General features: G+C 69.1%; 14 protein-coding genes. 3 read left to right on the top strand and 11 right to left on the bottom strand.

The features are described 5' to 3' along the window. Window positions 1-49: 49 nt before the first annotated feature. From NBY69_RS24245 to NBY69_RS24235, 3 genes are all read right to left on the bottom strand, one after another. Window positions 50-676, bottom strand: coding sequence for a vitamin K epoxide reductase family protein (locus NBY69_RS24245; RefSeq protein WP_250303506.1), 627 nt, complete (start codon window positions 674-676; stop codon window positions 50-52). A gap of 373 nt (window positions 677-1,049) precedes the next feature. After that, a complete protein-coding gene (hisS, locus tag NBY69_RS24240) occupies window positions 1,050-2,312 on the bottom strand; it encodes a histidine--tRNA ligase (protein WP_250303504.1) in 1,263 nt (420 codons plus the stop codon). Window positions 2,313-2,322: 10 nt separating this feature from the next. After that, window positions 2,323-3,009, bottom strand: a complete 687-nt coding sequence (locus NBY69_RS24235; protein ID WP_250303502.1) for an MBL fold metallo-hydrolase — start codon at window positions 3,007-3,009, stop codon at window positions 2,323-2,325. 135 nt (window positions 3,010-3,144) lie between these two features. On the opposite strand from NBY69_RS24235, the gene NBY69_RS24230 reads away from it, so the two are divergent. From NBY69_RS24230 to NBY69_RS24220, 3 genes are all read left to right on the top strand, one after another. Beyond that, window positions 3,145-3,924: a peptidylprolyl isomerase gene (locus NBY69_RS24230; protein WP_250303492.1), complete on the top strand. Its 780-nt coding sequence runs from the start codon at window positions 3,145-3,147 to the stop codon at window positions 3,922-3,924. 153 nt (window positions 3,925-4,077) lie between these two features. After that, window positions 4,078-5,307: a DUF349 domain-containing protein gene (locus NBY69_RS24225; RefSeq protein WP_250303490.1), complete on the top strand. Its 1,230-nt coding sequence runs from the start codon at window positions 4,078-4,080 to the stop codon at window positions 5,305-5,307. A gap of 171 nt (window positions 5,308-5,478) precedes the next feature. Next, window positions 5,479-6,036 carry a MarR family winged helix-turn-helix transcriptional regulator gene (locus NBY69_RS24220; RefSeq protein ID WP_250303481.1) on the top strand — a complete coding sequence of 186 codons (558 nt, stop codon included), beginning with the start codon at window positions 5,479-5,481 and terminating at the stop codon, window positions 6,034-6,036. A gap of 70 nt (window positions 6,037-6,106) precedes the next feature. Here NBY69_RS24220 and NBY69_RS24215 read toward each other — a convergent pair whose 3' ends face one another. The 8 genes from NBY69_RS24215 to ruvC all read right to left on the bottom strand — a co-directional run bounded on the left by NBY69_RS24215 (window position 6,107) and on the right by ruvC (window position 15,198). Next, entirely contained in the window at window positions 6,107-8,629 is a 2,523-nt protein-coding gene (locus NBY69_RS24215) for a bifunctional (p)ppGpp synthetase/guanosine-3',5'-bis(diphosphate) 3'-pyrophosphohydrolase (protein WP_250303474.1), read from the bottom strand. Window positions 8,630-8,789: 160 nt separating this feature from the next. Further along, window positions 8,790-9,329 (bottom strand): adenine phosphoribosyltransferase, encoded by a 540-nt coding sequence (locus tag NBY69_RS24210; RefSeq protein WP_250303472.1) that lies wholly within the window; start codon window positions 9,327-9,329, stop codon window positions 8,790-8,792. Beyond that, window positions 9,329-10,438 (bottom strand): protein translocase subunit SecF, encoded by a 1,110-nt coding sequence (gene secF, locus NBY69_RS24205; protein WP_250303470.1) that lies wholly within the window; start codon window positions 10,436-10,438, stop codon window positions 9,329-9,331. The genes NBY69_RS24210 and secF overlap by 1 nt, the downstream gene beginning before the upstream one ends. Window position 10,439: 1 nt before the next feature. Then, window positions 10,440-12,182: a protein translocase subunit SecD gene (secD, locus tag NBY69_RS24200; protein ID WP_250303469.1), complete on the bottom strand. Its 1,743-nt coding sequence runs from the start codon at window positions 12,180-12,182 to the stop codon at window positions 10,440-10,442. A 149-nt stretch (window positions 12,183-12,331) separates the two neighbouring features. Continuing rightward, window positions 12,332-12,790 (bottom strand): preprotein translocase subunit YajC, encoded by a 459-nt coding sequence (gene yajC, locus NBY69_RS24195; RefSeq protein ID WP_250303464.1) that lies wholly within the window; start codon window positions 12,788-12,790, stop codon window positions 12,332-12,334. Window positions 12,791-12,956: 166 nt separating this feature from the next. Further along, window positions 12,957-14,048: a Holliday junction branch migration DNA helicase RuvB gene (gene ruvB, locus NBY69_RS24190; protein WP_250303456.1), complete on the bottom strand. Its 1,092-nt coding sequence runs from the start codon at window positions 14,046-14,048 to the stop codon at window positions 12,957-12,959. Window positions 14,049-14,062: 14 nt separating this feature from the next. After that, window positions 14,063-14,668, bottom strand: coding sequence for a Holliday junction branch migration protein RuvA (ruvA, locus tag NBY69_RS24185; RefSeq protein ID WP_250303446.1), 606 nt, complete (start codon window positions 14,666-14,668; stop codon window positions 14,063-14,065). Beyond that, on the bottom strand, window positions 14,665-15,198 hold the full coding sequence (ruvC, locus tag NBY69_RS24180) for a crossover junction endodeoxyribonuclease RuvC (protein WP_250303443.1): 534 nt from the start codon (window positions 15,196-15,198) through the stop codon (window positions 14,665-14,667). The genes ruvA and ruvC overlap by 4 nt, the downstream gene beginning before the upstream one ends. Between the last annotated feature and the right edge of the window lie 575 nt (window positions 15,199-15,773).

The raw sequence follows: 15,773 nt of genomic DNA, 5'->3' as shown, positions 1-15,773 counted from the left end.
CACCCCACTGACAACGCCTCCAGGGCGGCTGCGCCCCCGGCCCGGCGGCTCAGTGCGCCCCGGTCCAGAAGTCCCACCAGCGCGTCAGGATCAGCATGCCGATGATGCCGATGTGCAGGACGGGGAGCACCCAGGTGAACTCGCCGAAGAAGCTCCGCAGCCAGCCCGGGGCGGGGAGCAGGCCGTGCCGGATGTTGTGGGACGTGACGTACCAGAACGCGGTGATCGTGCCCACCCAGGCCAGGCAGCACCAGAGGCAGAGCGAGTTGATGTCGTACAGCGACTGGTACTGGAGCCAGGTGACGAAGCCGACACCGAAGAGGCAGCCCGCGTTGAACGTCAGCCAGTACCAGCGGCTGTAGCGCCCACCGGCGATCAGGCTCATCCCGACGCCGATCACCACGGCGTACGTGGCCAGGCCGAGCATCGGGTTGGGGAACCCGAACACCGAAGCCTGTGCGCTCTTCATCACGTTCCCGCAGGACACCACGGGGTTGAGACTGCACCCGGGTGTGAAGTTCGGGTTCTTGAGCAGCTTGAACTCGTCGAGGGTGATGACCCATGCCGCGAGTAGTCCGGCGGCGCCGGCGATCACCAGCAACCAGCCGAAGGCACGGCTCGCGCCGATCTTGCTGTCCTGCTGCACGGACACGTCGTCAACCACTGTCGTCGTCATAGTGCCGATCCATCGCTCCGGTGGCCTGCTGGGCAGCATCATTGTGCCGTACCGCGCGGGGTGTGCACCGTTCGGTGCACATAAGGATGCGCCTCCGGCCGTCCCCTGCAGGGCGGGCAGGCATCCAGCGGCGGGAATGCTCCCGGGCCGCCGACCCGGTGAGGCGCACGAAGTCTCCGTACCGGCCGCCGATCCGGCCGCCGGGGACCGTACCCGGCGATCACGCGTCGGAATTCGTCAGGCAGGGCGAATCCGCACCTGTCGGGTTGACGACCCCGGGTCGAATGCCCGATTTCTCCGGTTAGTACCCGAAGTTGCGGCCCGGACGGAAGGCTTCCGTCCGGGCCGCGTCGGCTTCGTTCGCCGGCCGGTCTCAGCCGAGCCGGGACCGGACCGCCTCGACGATGCCGTCCAGCGGCACCGCCTGCTGCTCACCGGATTCCATGTCCTTGAGCTGGACGTTGCCGTCGGACAGGTCCCGCTCCCCGGCGACGACGGTGAAGCGGGCTCCGCTGCGGTTGGCCGACTTCATCGCCCCCTTGAGGCCGCGACCGCCGAACGCGAAGTCCGCCGCGACGCCGGCCCTGCGCAGCTCGGTGACCACGCCGAAGAGCACCCGTCGGGCCTCCTCGCCGAGCGGCACGGCGAACACGCTGGTCGTGACGGGCAGTTGGAGCTCGATGCCCTCGGCCTCCAGGGCCAGGACCGTACGGTCCACGCCGAGCGCCCAGCCCACCGACGGCAGCGCGGGGCCGCCGATCATCTCGGACAGCCCGTCGTAGCGACCGCCGCCGCCCACCGCGGACTGCGAACCGAGCCCGTCGTGGACGAACTCGAAGGTCGTGCGGGTGTAGTAGTCGAGACCTCGGACCAGTTTCTCGTCGTCCTCGAACGCCACTCCCGCCGCGCCGAGCAGCGCGCGCACCTCCTCGTGGTACGCCTTGCAGGCGTCGCACAGGAAGTCCCGGAGGACCGGTGCGCCGACGAGCTGCTTCTGGACGTCGGCCCGCTTGTCGTCGAGCACCCGCAGCGGGTTGATCTCGGCCCGCCGCTGCGTGTCCTCGTCCAGGTCGAGCCCGCGCAGGAATCCCTGGAGCGCCTCGCGGTAGACCGGGCGGCACTCCTTGTCGCCCAGGGAGTTGAGCAGGATCCGGAACTCCCGCAGCCCCAGCGAGCGGTACGCCTGGTCGGCCAGGATGATCATCTCGGCGTCCAGCACCGGGTCCTCCGCACCGATCGCCTCGGCGCCGACCTGGGAGAAGTGCCGGTAGCGACCCTTCTGCGGGCGCTCGTAGCGGTAGTACGAGCCGGAGTACCAGAGCTTCACCGGCAGGTTCCCGGCCTTGTGGAGGTTGGCCTCCAGCGCCGCGCGCAGTACGGACGCGGTGCCTTCGGGGCGCAGCGCGAGCTTGTCGCCGCCGCGCGTCTCGAAGGCGTACATCTCCTTGGACACGATGTCGGTGGACTCGCCGACACCGCGTGAGAAGAGGGCGACGTCCTCGAACCCGGGGGTCTCGACGTAGCCGTAGCCCGAGTTCTTCAGCGGCGCCGCAAGCGCCTCACGTACCGCGAGGAAGGTCGCGGAGGAGGGGGGAAGAAGGTCGTACGTGCCCTTGGGGGCCTGGAAAGTACTCACGGAAAAGTCGTCACATTCCTCGTCGGGGAGCGGCCGGTCCCCGCAGGTACGGGTTGGTGGCGCGCTCACGGCCGATGGTCGTCTGCTCGTTGTGGCCGGGCAGCACCACGGTCGAGTCGTCGAGCGGCAGGCACACACGGGCCAGCGACTCGAGTATCTCGGCGTGGTCGCCGCCGGGCATGTCGGTGCGTCCGATGGAGCCGGCGAAGAGCAGGTCGCCCGAGAAGAGGATCTGCGGAATGTCTTCCGCCTCGGGCAGCCTGAACGTCACCGACCCCTTGGTATGGCCGGGCGCATGAGCGACGGAGAACTCCAGACCGGCGAGGTTCAGCTCGGCGCCGTCGGCCAGTTCCTTGACGTCGTCCGGCTCCCCCACGGTCAGCTCCCCCATCACCGGCATGCCGATGGTCCGGCCGATGCCCTTCTCGGGGTCGCTCATCATGAAGCGGTCGGCGGGGTGGATCCACGCGGGTACGTCGTGTGCTCCGCAGACCGGGACCACCGATGCCACATGGTCGATATGGCCATGGGTGAGAACGACCGCCACGGGCTTGAGCCGATGTTTCCTGAGCGCGTCCTCGACGCCCTGGGCCGCTCGGTGGCCCGGGTCGATGATCACGCACTCCTCGCCTGCTGCGGGGGCGACCAGATAACAGTTGGTGCCCCAGGCCCCGGCGGGGAACCCGGCAATGAGCACGATCGTCCTTAATGTCGGTGGAGCGGGGGATTCCAGCAGATCAGAGCCTACCGGCGCCACTCATCACACAGCGAACCCATATACGGTACGGCCTAACCCGGACAGGTATACGACACGTACGAGGGAGAACACCCGGTGGTCAGCAGCGATCAGCGGCGGCGGCAGCTCGCCAGAGAAAAGTTCGAGCGTCAGCAGGAGCGCCGCATCTCGGCCCGGCGCAAGGCCCGCCGCCGCAACACGGTGATCGCCTCGGCCGTTGCCGTGGTGGTCGTGGCCGGCGCAGTCGCCTACGGGGCGGGAGCCTTCAAGAGCGACGACAGCAAGCCCAGCGCCGACAAGGCGGCGGCATCCCCCTCGGCGAGCAGCAGTGCTCCGCCCGAGCCCGCGATGACGATCGACAAGAAGGCCAAGTACACCTTCTCGCTCAAGACGAACCAGGGCCCGATCTCTCTGGTCATGGACGCGGCGAAGACCCCGCACACGGTCAACTCCTTCAAGGCGCTGGCCGACAAGGGCTTCTTCGACGGAACGAAGTGCCACCGGCTCACCACGAAGGGCATCTACGTCCTGCAGTGCGGTGACCCCAAGGGCGACGGTTCGGGCGGTCCCGGGTACACCATCCCGGACGAGAACCTGACAGGTCTCGGCAAGGCGGGCAGCGACGGCACGGTGACCTACCCGGCGGGTTCGGTGGCAATGGCCAACACCGGTCAGGCACACACCGGCGGCAGCCAGTTCTTCCTCGTCTACAAGGACAGCAAACTGCCTCCGACGTACACCCCGTTCGGGACGATGGACGCCGCAGGGCTGAAGACGGTCAAGGACGTCGCCAAGGCCGGAGTTACCGGCGGGGGGCAGGACGGAGCGCCCAAGAAGGCGGTCACTCTCTCGAAGGCCACCGTCACCAAGTCCTGAGCCTGCGATATTCGGATGGGCCGGATGCGGACAGCCACCCTGCCGTTCGCCTATGTTGGCGGAGTGCGGGGCGCTTGAAGCCCGGCCGAAGAAACTGTGGACGATGCCCGGGGGCCCACAAGTCCCCGCAGGCATCATGTGGATGGAGGCGCTGTGAGCAGCGACCCGTGGGGCCGTGTCGACGAGACGGGCACCGTATACGTGCGTACTGCCGATGGTGAGAAGGTCGCCGGTTCCTGGCAGGCAGGCTCGCCCGAGGAGGCCCTGGCTTACTTCGAGCGCAAGTACGAGGGCCTGGTCGTCGAGATCGGCCTCCTCGAACGCCGGGTGAAGACCACCGACTTGTCGGCCAAGGACGCCCAGACCGCCATCGATCACCTGCGCGGGCAGGTGGACGAGCATCACGCCGTCGGCGATCTCGACGCCCTGCGGGTGCGCCTGGACGGGCTGGTCTCGACGGTCGACGCGCGCCGTGAGGAGCGCAAGGTCAAGAAGGCCAAGCAGACCGACGAGGCGAAGCACGCCAAGGAGGCTCTGGTCGTCGAGGCCGAGGAACTGGCACAGAGCGACCAGTGGCGGTCCGCCGGTGAGCGGCTGCGGGCACTGGTGGACATCTGGAAGGGCCTGCCCCGGCTCGACCGGAAGTCCGACGACGAGCTGTGGCACCGCTTCTCGCACGCCCGGTCGGCTTTCTCCAAGCGGCGCAAGGCGCACTTCGCGTCGCTGGACGCGCAGCGTGAGGACGCCCGTAAGACCAAGGAGAAGCTGGTCGCCGAGGCCGAGTCCCTCTCCGGCTCGACGGACTGGGGGACGACCGCCGCCCGGTACCGCGACCTGATGACCGAGTGGAAGTCCGCCGGGCGTGCCCAGCGGGAGTCCGAGGACGACCTGTGGAATCGCTTCCGCGGTGCCCAGGACGTCTTCTTCGCCGCGCGTGCGGAGGTCTTCGCCGAGCGGGACGCGGAGCAGACCGAGAACCTCAAGCTGAAGGAGGATCTCGCGGTCGAGGCCGAGAAGCTGCTCCCGGTGCGGGACCTCAAGGCGGCCAGGGCTGCGTTCCGTGGTCTGAACGAGCGCTGGGAAGCGATCGGGCACGTACCGCGTGACGCCCGCCCGAAGGTCGAGGGCCGGATGCAGACGGTGGAGCGGGCGCTGCAGGAGGCCGAGGAGTCCGAGTGGCGCCGCACCAACCCGGAGGCGCGTGCGCGTGCCGCGGGTCTGACGGGCCAGCTCCAGGGCGCTGTCGACAAGCTGCGCAAGCAGATCGACACGGCGCGTGCAGCGGGCAACAACGCCAAGGCCGACAAGCTCGCCCGTGAGCTGGAAGGCCGGCAGGCGCTGCTCGACCAGGCGCTGAAGGGCCTGGAGGAGTTCGGCGGCTGACACCCGCGCGGTCCCGGGACCGGCAGATCGGAAGGGAGGGCCCACCGTTCGACGGTGGGCCCTTCCCTTTGCCGTAGGACACCGCGAAGTTGCTGCGGGCCACCACGAGCGCGTGATCGGGCTGACGAAGCCGTCTGCGCCGGAAGTGCGGGATGAGGCAGGATGATCGCCATGGCTCAGCAGTCGCACGACGCCCCGGACGCCCCCGTGGGCGATCCCCTGGACGACCTGGTGCGGGCGGTCACCTCGCTCTCGTACGCGATGGGCCGCAGCAGGGTCCATGACCGGCTCACGGCGGCCGTGGGGGTCAAGATCGAACGCCCGGAGATCGCGCTGCTGCGCGTGCTGTGCGACGCCCCCGGACCGCTGCGGGTGACCGATGTCGCGGAGCGGCTGCTCGTACGGACCCCGCACGTCACCCGGCAGGCGGCCGGGCTGGAGCAGGACGGTCTGATCCGGCGCGCTCCGGACCCCAGTGATCAACGAGCACAGCTGCTGGAGCTTTCCGATCTCGGGCGAACCGTGGTGCTCCGGCTGAACGAGGGCGTACGGCGCATCTTCCGCGAGGTGCTCGCCGAGGTGCGCGACGACGAGATCCGCAGCGCCGCGCGGATCATCGAGGCGCTGGTCGCCGATTCGGCCGCGCGGCTGGCCTCGGAACCGGACGACGTCCCGGGCGGTAGCGGGATCGGCATCCTGGCCGGAAACGGGGAGCAGCCCTCCGCGTGAGTGCGCGAAGGGCTGCTGCCGCCGGGCTCTGCGGGCCTGGAGCGGCCGGTCAGGCTCTGCGGGCGGCCGGTCAGGGCCTGCGGGCCGAGGTCACCCGGTAGACGTCGTAGACACCCTCCACGCCCCGTACCGCCTTCAGGACGTGACCGAGGTGCTTCGGATCGCCCATCTCGAAGGTGAACCGTGAGGTGGCCACCCGGTCGCGGGACGTCTGGACGGCGGCCGAGAGGATGTTGACGTGCTGGTCGGACAGGACGCGGGTGACGTCCGAGAGCAGCCGGGAGCGGTCCAGCGCCTCCACCTGGATGGCGACCAGGAAGACCGAGGACTGGGTGGGTGCCCACTCGACCTCCAGGATCCGTTCCGGCTGCTGGGACAGCGAGTCCACGTTGACGCAGTCCGCACGGTGCACCGAGACACCGCTGCCCCGGGTGACGAACCCGATGATGGGGTCGCCCGGGACGGGCGTGCAGCACCGGGCGAGCTTCACCCAGACGTCGTCGACCCCCTTGACCACCACACCGGGGTCGGCGTTCGCACGGCGCTTGCTGCGGCCGTGGGACGGCGGTGCGCTCTCGGCGATGTCCTCGTTGGCCGCCTCCTCGCCGCCGAGTGCCTGCACCAGCTTCTGCACGACGCCCTGCGCCGCCACATGCCCCTCGCCGATCGCCGCGTACAGCGAGGAGATGTCCGGGTAGCGCATCTCGTGCGCCAGCGTGACCAGGGAGTCGCCGGTGAGGATGCGCTGGATGGGCAGGTTCTGCTTGCGCATGGCCCGCGCGATGGCGTCCTTGCCCTGCTCGATCGCCTCGTCGCGGCGCTCCTTGGAGAACCAGGCGCGGATCTTGTTGCGCGCCCGCGGTGACTTGACGAAGCCCAGCCAGTCGCGCGAGGGTCCGGCCCCGGCGGCCTTGGAGGTGAAGACCTCGACCAGGTCGCCGTTGTCGAGGGTCGATTCGAGCGGGACGAGCCGCCCGTTGACCCGTGCGCCTATCGTGCGGTGGCCGACCTCCGTGTGGACCGCGTAGGCGAAGTCGACCGGGGTCGCGCCCGCGGGGAGCGCGATGACATCGCCCTTGGGGGTGAAGACGAAGACCTCGTTGCGCGAGAGGTCGAAGCGCAGCGACTCCAGGAACTCGCTGGGGTCCTCGGTCTCCTTCTGCCAGTCCAGCAGCTGCCGCAGCCAGGCCATGTCGTTGACGGTGTCCTGCCGCGAGCCCTTGCCGGGACTCCGGGGAGCGTCGGTGCGCACCTTGGAGGCGCCGGCGACGGCCTCCTGCTTGTACTTCCAGTGCGCGGCGATGCCGTACTCGGCGCGGCGGTGCATGTCGAACGTGCGGATCTGGAGCTCGACGGGCTTCCCGCTGGGACCGATCACCGTGGTGTGCAGCGACTGGTACATGTTGAACTTGGGCATCGCGATGTAGTCCTTGAACCGTCCGGGTACCGGATTCCACCGGGCGTGGACGGTGCCGAGCGCCGCGTAGCAGTCGCGGACGGTGTCGACGAGGATGCGGATGCCCACCAGGTCGTAGATCTCGGCGAAGTCCCGGCCCCGCACGATCATCTTCTGGTAGACGCTGTAGTAGTGCTTCGGCCGGCCGGTGACGGTGGCCTTGATGCGGGCGGCGCGCAGGTCGGACTGGACCTCGTCGGTCACTATGGCGAGGTACTCGTCGCGCTTGGGCGCGCGTTCGGCGACCAGCCGCACGATCTCGTCGTACATCTTGGGGTAGAGGATCGCGAAGGCGAGGTCCTCCAGCTCCCACTTGATGGTGTTCATGCCCAGCCGGTGGGCCAGCGGCGCGTAGATCTCCAGGGTCTCGCGGGCCTTCTTCTCCTGCTTCTCCCGCTTGAGGTACCGCATGGTGCGCATGTTGTGCAGCCGGTCGGCGAGCTTGATGACCAGGACGCGCGGGTCCTTGGCCATGGCGACGACCATCTTGCGTACGGTCTCGGCCTGCGCGGCCTCACCGAACTTGACCTTGTCGAGTTTGGTGACGCCGTCGACGAGCAGCGCGACCTGGTCGCCGAAGTCCCGGCGCAGGGTGTCCAGGCCGTACTCGGTGTCCTCGACGGTGTCGTGCAGCAGACCCGCCATCAGAGTGGCCGGGTCCATGCCCAGCTCGGCGAGGATCGTGGTGACGGCGAGCGGGTGCGTGATGTACGGGTCGCCGCTCTTGCGCTTCTGCCCGCGGTGCCAGCGCTCGGCGACCTGGTAGGCGCGCTCGATCTGCCGCAGTGTCGAGGACTCGATCTTGGGGTCGTTGCCCCGGACGGCCCGCAGCAGCGGTTCGAGAACCGGGTTGTACGGCGAGGAGCGCTGCACGCCCAGCCGGGCGAGCCTGGCCCTGACCCGGTTCGAGGAACCGCCGGACCGCGTCGTGGGCCCCTGGCCGGCCGGCCGGGCCGTGGCCCCCTGCGGGGCGGGTTTGGGCGTCGTCAGCGGCGCCGCGCCGCCGGGGCGCACCACGGGAGCGTCGGACTTCGGCTGCTCCGCAGGAAGCTTCTCGGGCGTCACTGGGTCCGCCACGGCCTTCTTGTCCTGCTTTTCTGGCTGCGCGGCGGCTGCGGACTGGGCCTCGTCTGGCAAGGGCACTCCTTGTGCGGGTCCGGGTCCCCCGGTCAGGTCCGGAAAGGCCATGGTATCGATCCCCGGCGATCCGCTCGCCCTGGGCCGGTGCCGGGACCGTACGCGAAAGGCGGGCACCCGGTGGTTCCAGGGTGCCCGCCTCCGTGGAGCGGTGTACGGATCAGACGGTGATCAGTGCGTCCAGCGGGGCTCCGCGCAGCGCGGGCTCCAGCCGGGCCCGCCCGGCGAGGAAGCCGAGCTCCATCAGTACGGCGACGCCCGTGACCTGGGCGCCCGCCCGGCGGATCAGCTCCAGCGAGGCTTCGGCCGTGCCGCCGGTGGCGAGGACGTCGTCGATGACCATGACCCGGTCGTCGGCGCCGAGGTCCTCGGCGTGCAGCTCGATCTCGGCGCTCCCGTACTCCAGGTCGTAGCGCTGCGAGAGCGTCGCTCCCGGAAGTTTGCCCGCCTTGCGGACCGGGATGAAGCCCAGACCGGCCCGGATCGCGACCGGGGCGGCCAGGATGAACCCGCGCGCCTCCAGGCCGACGATCTTGGTGGCGCCGTGCCGCAGGCACAGTTCCGCGAGGGCGTCGGTCAGGGCGGTGAAGGCTTCCGGGTCGGCGAGCAGCGGTGTGATGTCCTTGAACACCACACCCGGCTTCGGATAGTCCTGGACGTCCCGGATCCGGCTGAGCAGCAGCTCCCGTACGTCGGTCATCAGTGCTTCCCCGGGGTACGGCCGCGGCCGCGGGTGCCGGACGGGCGCGGGCCCACGAGGGAGGCCGCACCGTCACCGGCGAGCGCCTCCTGCGGGTCGCCGCCGTCGGACATGTCGTCGTCGGACTCGCCCCTCGCGGCGGCGGAGGCCCGCTTGGCGAGCACCCGCTTCTTGAGGGCCTTCATCGCCGGGTCGCGTTCCTTGAGGTCGGCGACGAGCGGAGTGGCGATGAAGATCGAGGAGTACGCACCGGCTGCGAGGCCGACGAACAGGGCCAGCGAGATGTCGTTGAGCATCCCCGCGCCCAGGAAGCCACCGCCGATGAAGAGCAGTCCGGCGACCGGGAGCAGTGCGACGACCGTGGTGTTGATGGACCGCACCAGGGTGCCGTTGAGGCTGCGGTTGGCGATCTCGCTGTAGGTGAAGCGGGTCTGCTTCTTGAGGTCCTTGGACGCTTCCTTGAGACCGTCGAAGACGACGACGGTGTCGTAGAGCGAGTATCCGAGGATGGTCAGCAGACCGATCACGGTGCCCTGGGTGACCTCGAACCCGACGAGCGCGTACACACCGACCGTGATGGTGAGGTCGTGGATCAGGGCGACCAGGGCGGCGATGGCCATCCGCCATTCGAAGGCGATGGCCAGATAGATCACCACCAGGACCATGAAGATCGCCAGGCCTTGCCAGGCCTTCGCGGCGATCGTCTCACCCCAGCTGGGACCGACCACATCGGCGGCGATCTTGTCGACCGGGAGCTTCAGTTCCTTGGCGAGCGAGCCGTGGATCTTGTCGGCCGTGCCCGTGTCGATACCGGAGACCTGGATCCGCAGACCGCCGTTGCCGAGCTTCTGGACGGTCGCGTCGTGACCGGAGATCTTCTCCGCCGCGTCCTGGGCGTGCGTCACGGAGACGCTGGTGCTCTGGGTGGTGGTGAAGACCGCACCGCCCTGGAACTCGATGCCCAGGTTCAGACCGCGCACCGCCAGGCCGACGATGGCCGTGATGGTGATCAGGATCGAGATCCCGTACCAGATCTTCCGCTTGGCCACGAAGTCGTAGCCGACCTCGCCGCGGTAGAGCCGGGCGCCCATGCTGCCGAGTCGCGACATCTCACGCCTCCTTCGAGTCGGTGGAAGCGGAGGAGGAAACAGAAGCGGACACGGTACTGCGGGAGCGGCGTAGCGGAGGTTTGGCCCCCAGTCGCTTCGGATCGAGGCCGGACCAGGGGTGGCCGCTCGCGAAGAACTTCTTGCGGGCCAGCAGCGTCATCACCGGCTTGGTGAACAGGAACACCACGGCGACGTCGAGCAGCGTGGTCAGGCCGAGGGTGAAGGCGAAGCCCTGGACCTTGCCGACCGTCACGATGTACAGCACGGCGGCGGCCAGGAACGACACGAAGTCGGAGACCAGGATGGTGCGCCGGGCACGCGGCCAGGCGCGCTCGACGGCCGGCCGGAGTGTGCGGCCCTCCCGGATCTCGTCGCGGATCCGTTCGAAGTAGACGATGAACGAGTCCGCGGTGATACCGATCGCAACGATCGCACCACACACCGCGGGCAGGTTGAGGGCGAAGCCGATGCCCTTGCCGAGCAGTGCCATGAGTGTGTAGGTCAGGATCGCGGAGACCAGCAGGCTGAGGATCGCGATGAACGCGAGACCGCGGTAGTACGCGATCAGGTAGACGATGACCAGCGCCAGGCCGATGGCACCGGCGATGAGGCCCGCCTGGAGCTGCTCGCCACCGAGCGCCGCCGTCACGGTCGTGACCGTCTCCTCCTTGAAGGAGAGCGGAAGCGCGCCGTAGGAGAGCACGTTGGCGAGGTCCTGGGCGGACTGCTGGGTGAAGCTGCCGGAGATCTCGGCGCTGCCGCTGAGCGTAGAGCTGACGCTGGGGGCCGACACGACCTGCCCGTCCAGGGCGATCGCGAACTGGTTCTGCGGGGACTGCTGCTGCGAGAGCTTGCTGGTGATCGTCTGGAACTTCTTCGAGCCCTTGCCCGTGAAGTCCATCTGGACGATCCACTGGCCGCGCTGCTGGTCGATGACGGCCTTCGCGCCGTCGACGTCGGTGCCGTCCACGGCGGCCGGGCCGAGGATGTACTTCGCGTCACCCTGGTCGCTGCAGGCCACGGTCGGGTCGGTGGGCTTGACGTTGTCGCCGCCGGCCTTCGCGCGGCCCGCCTTGGTGGTGCAGTCGAGCGCCGCGAACTGCTTCTCCAGCTTGGCGGCGGCTGCGGTGTCGGCGGCCGACGGGGTGGGCGTGGCCTGCGGAGCGGCCGGGGTGGAGGCGGACGGGGTGGGCCCGGCCTTGAGCGCGTCGGTGACCGCACGGCCCTGGGGAGTCGCCGTCGAGGACGGAGTGGCCTTCGAGCCCGTCTTGTCCTTGGCGGTCGATGACGCCTTCGGCGAGGGAGTGGCAGAGGGCTTGGTCGACGTCGGTGTCCCCGCGGCGACCGTCACCACCGGCCGGAAGTACAGCTGGGCGGTGGTACCGACCTGCTGCCTGGCCTGCTTCTCGTTCGTCCCCTTGGGGATGTTGACGATGATGTGGTCTTTGCCCTGGGTCTGGACCTCGGCCTCCGAGACACCGAGTCCGTTGACCCGGCGCTCGATGATGCTGACCGCCGTGTCCATGTTCTTCTGGTTGATCGCGTTGGGCTTGCCGGGCTGGCTCTGGGCCTTGAGCGTGATGCTCGTACCGCCGGCGAGGTCGATACCGAGACGCGGCGTGACCTGCTTCGACCAGAACATCCCGCCGACGAGCGCAACCATGGCGATCAGGATCAGGGCCAGGGAACGCCCGGGCTTGCCCTGAGCTCCCGTCTGCCTTCGGCCCTTGTTGGGTGCTGCCACCTTGTCGATTCTCCCTGTCCTACCGCCCGCGCCGGGTATGCGCTGTGGGCGGCCACGAAGTGATGTGGGGACCTGCTCCGCTGAACCAGTGCACGGTCCCGGGGACCGCCGGTGCGCCTTGGAGGCAGCACCGGCGGTCCCCGGACGTGCTACTTCGTTTCGCCCTCGCCATCAGCCTTGTCGTCGGACTTGACGTCGGGCTTGACGTCGGCCGCGTCGTCCTCGGCGGCATCGTCCGACGCCTCGTGCTTGCCGAGGTCGACCTTCTCGTCCGCGGACTCGTCGAGCCCGGTCAGCGAGGAGGCGTCGTCGGGAACGACGGGGGTGTCACCGTGGACGATGCGGTTGTACTCCTCGTCCTCGAGGACGGCTCCGATCGCGTTCTTGCCGTAGACGGCGTGGACGCCGGGCGCGATCTCCAGGAGGACCGAGTCGTCGTGGATCTCCTTGACGGTGGCGTACATGCCCCCGATCGTCCGGACGCCGGTGCCGGGCTGCATCTCATTACGCATCGATGCGGCCGCCTGCTGCTTGCGCTTGGCAGACCGGGTCATCAGGAACATGGCCCCGATGAGCACGATGAAGGGGAGGAGGGTCACGAGACTCACGGGAGGGAACTTCCTTCGCACGACCGCGCTGGATCGCGGCCTGATCTTCGGGGGCGGGGCATGCCGACCTGGAAGGGCGGCATCGGCGGAGTCTAGGCGAGTCCGCATCATTGGAACAACGCCCAGCATGGCACCGGGGTTCCGCTGCGGGCACCCCCGCACACAGTCACGCCCCGAACAGGCCCGCTTGTCCCTTTCCTACGGAATTGCCCGCAGTACCCTGTGGTGGCACCAGCCCGAGGTGCGCCCAGGCCGCAGGCGTGGCAACACGGCCCCGAGGGGTGCGGGCGAGCAGTCCTTCGCGTACGAGGAAGGGTTCAGCGACCTCCTCGACCGTCTCGCGCTCCTCCCCGACGGCGACGGCGAGTGTGGAAAGTCCCACAGGCCCGCCCCCGAACAGTTTGAGCAGGGCCTGGAGTACCGCCCGGTCGAGACGGTCCAGCCCCCTGGCGTCAACCTCGTACACCGCGAGGGCCGCGCCTGCCACCTCCCGGGTGATCACTCCGTCAGTCTTGACCTGGGCGTAGTCGCGGACGCGGCGCAGCAGCCGGTTGGCGATACGCGGGGTGCCCCGGGAGCGTCCGGCGATCTCCGCCGCGCCCTTCTCGTCGATCTCGACGTCCAGCAGACGCGCGGAGCGGTGGATGACCCGTTCCAGCTCGGCGGGTTCGTAGAACTCCATGTGTCCGGTGAAGCCGAAGCGGTCGCGCAGCGGGGGCGGCAGCAGTCCGGCCCTGGTGGTGGCGCCGACGAGGGTGAAGGGCGGCAGCTCCAGCGGGATGGCGGTTGCTCCCGGGCCCTTGCCGACGATGACGTCGACCCGAAAGTCCTCCATCGCCATGTAGAGCATTTCCTCGGCGGGCCTGGACATCCGGTGGATCTCGTCGAGGAAGAGCACCTCGCCCTCCTGGAGGGACGAGAGGATCGCGGCGAGATCTCCCGCGTGCTGGATCGCGGGGCCCGATGTGATGCGGATCGGGGCGCCCATCTCGGCTGCGATGATCATCGAAAGAGTGGTCTTCCCGAGGCCGGGAGCGCCGGAGAGCAGGACGTGGTCGGCGGTCGCACCACGCTGCCTGGCCGCCCGGAGGACGAGGTCGAGCTGCTGTCTGACCTTTTCCTGGCCCACGAACTCTTCGAGATCCTTGGGACGGAGCGCGGCTTCGACCGCCTGATCCTCGCCGTCGGCGGAGGCACCCACCAGACGGTCTTCGGCATCGGGAGCGGACTCGTCCCACTCGTTCTGAGGCGGCAGCATGGCGGGTCTCTCGATCAGCGGGCGCGGTTGAGGGTCTGCAGGGCGGCCTTGAGGAGCACGCCGACCTGGGGCTCGGCGGTGGCCTCGGCCTGCGGTGTGACGGCGGCGACGGCGTCCTCGGCATCGCGGGGCGCGTAACCGAGGCCGACCAGCGCCGCGTGCAGTTGCTCGCTCCAGGGCGCGGGGCCGGGGGCCGAGCGCTGCGCGGCGAGGTGCGCGCCGGCGCCGAGACGGTCCTTGAGCTCCAGGAGCAGCTTCTGCGCGCCCTTCTTGCCGATGCCGGGCACGGCGGTCAGGGACTTCTCGTCGCCGGTGGAGACCGCGAGCCGCAGGGCGTCGGGCGAGTGCACGGCGAGCATGGCCTGCGCGAGCCGGGGGCCGACGCCGCTCGCGGTCTGGAGGAGCTCGAAGACCTGGCGTTCGTCGTCGTCGGCGAAGCCGTAGAGCGTGAGCGAGTCCTCCCGGACGACGAGGGAGGTGGCGAGCTTCGCCTGCTGGCCGATACGCAGGGCGGAGAGCGTGTTCGGTGTGCACTGGACGGCCATGCCGACACCGCCGACCTCCAGGACGGCGGTGGTCGGGGCCAGAGCGGCCACCGGGCCGGAAACGAAAGCGATCATGCGGTACGGCCTTTCAGCGTGCGGTGAGCGGCTACGGCCTGCTGGAGCCGGTTCTGGGCGGGGGCCCGCCAGATGTGACAGATGGCGAGGGCGAGGGCGTCCGCGGCGTCGGCGGGTTTCGGTGGTGCGTCGAGCCGCAGCAGCCGGGTCACCATCGCCCCGACCTGGGCCTTGTCGGCCCGTCCACTGCCGGAGACGGCCGCCTTGACCTCGCTGGGCGTGTGCAGGGCGACGGGGATGCCGCGGCGGGACGCGCAGAGCATCGCGACCGCGCTGGCCTGTGCGGTGCCCATGACCGTACGGACGTTGTGCTGGCTGAACACTCTCTCCACCGCTACGACCTCGGGACGGTACTCGTCCAGCCACCGTTCCACGCCGCGCTCGATCTCCACCAGCCGGGCGCCGAGATCGGCGTCGGCGGGTGTCCGGACAACGCCCACACCCAGCATCTTCAGGGGGCGGCCAGCGACGCCGTCGACCACGCCGACGCCACATCTGGTCAGCCCCGGATCCACGCCAAGCACCCGCACCGCGCTCCACCCCACCGTCGTCGTCAGCCTGTTGTCGCAGGTTAGCGGCTGCCTCCGACATCGCCCGCCCTGCGACCCCGTACCGGAAACCACGGGGCCGCAGATTCCCGTCACCTGCGGCCCGCGAACAAGAAAGAGACACCGAAAGTCAGCCCGGAAAACTCGACCGCTGGAAATTCAATAATTTCACCGGGCACCGAACGCGTAACAATCACAGCAATGTGATCGGGGAGTAATGCGCACCATTGCCGAGGCGGCCGTAGCGGCCTCCGTCACCGTCGCCGGGACAGGACCCGCAGCACCTACCCGGACAACGGCCATACAACCGATGGGAAAGCACACCGGTAGGAGCGGATGCTTCAACTGGTCGTGGGGCGACGGCGTCTCGACGACCACCGTTTACTGCCACAACGTCTGCAATCACTCGGCGGCCATTGGCATCTGGTGGCACGAAGGCACGGTGGACTCCATGCGTTCGGCCACCGTCGAGTCAGGCGGCAAGGGCCGCATAGGGCACGCCGGCTCCGTCAAGAGCATCGAGGGATAAAAACCTGGAGGGGTTCGTCCGGGCTACT

It is taken from the genome of Streptomyces sp. A 4/2 (assembly GCF_940670765.1).
Taxonomy (GTDB): Bacteria; Actinomycetota; Actinomycetes; order Streptomycetales; family Streptomycetaceae; genus Streptomyces.
Note: the sequence above shows the minus strand (reverse complement) of the source record. Positions and strands in the feature narration are given on the sequence as shown.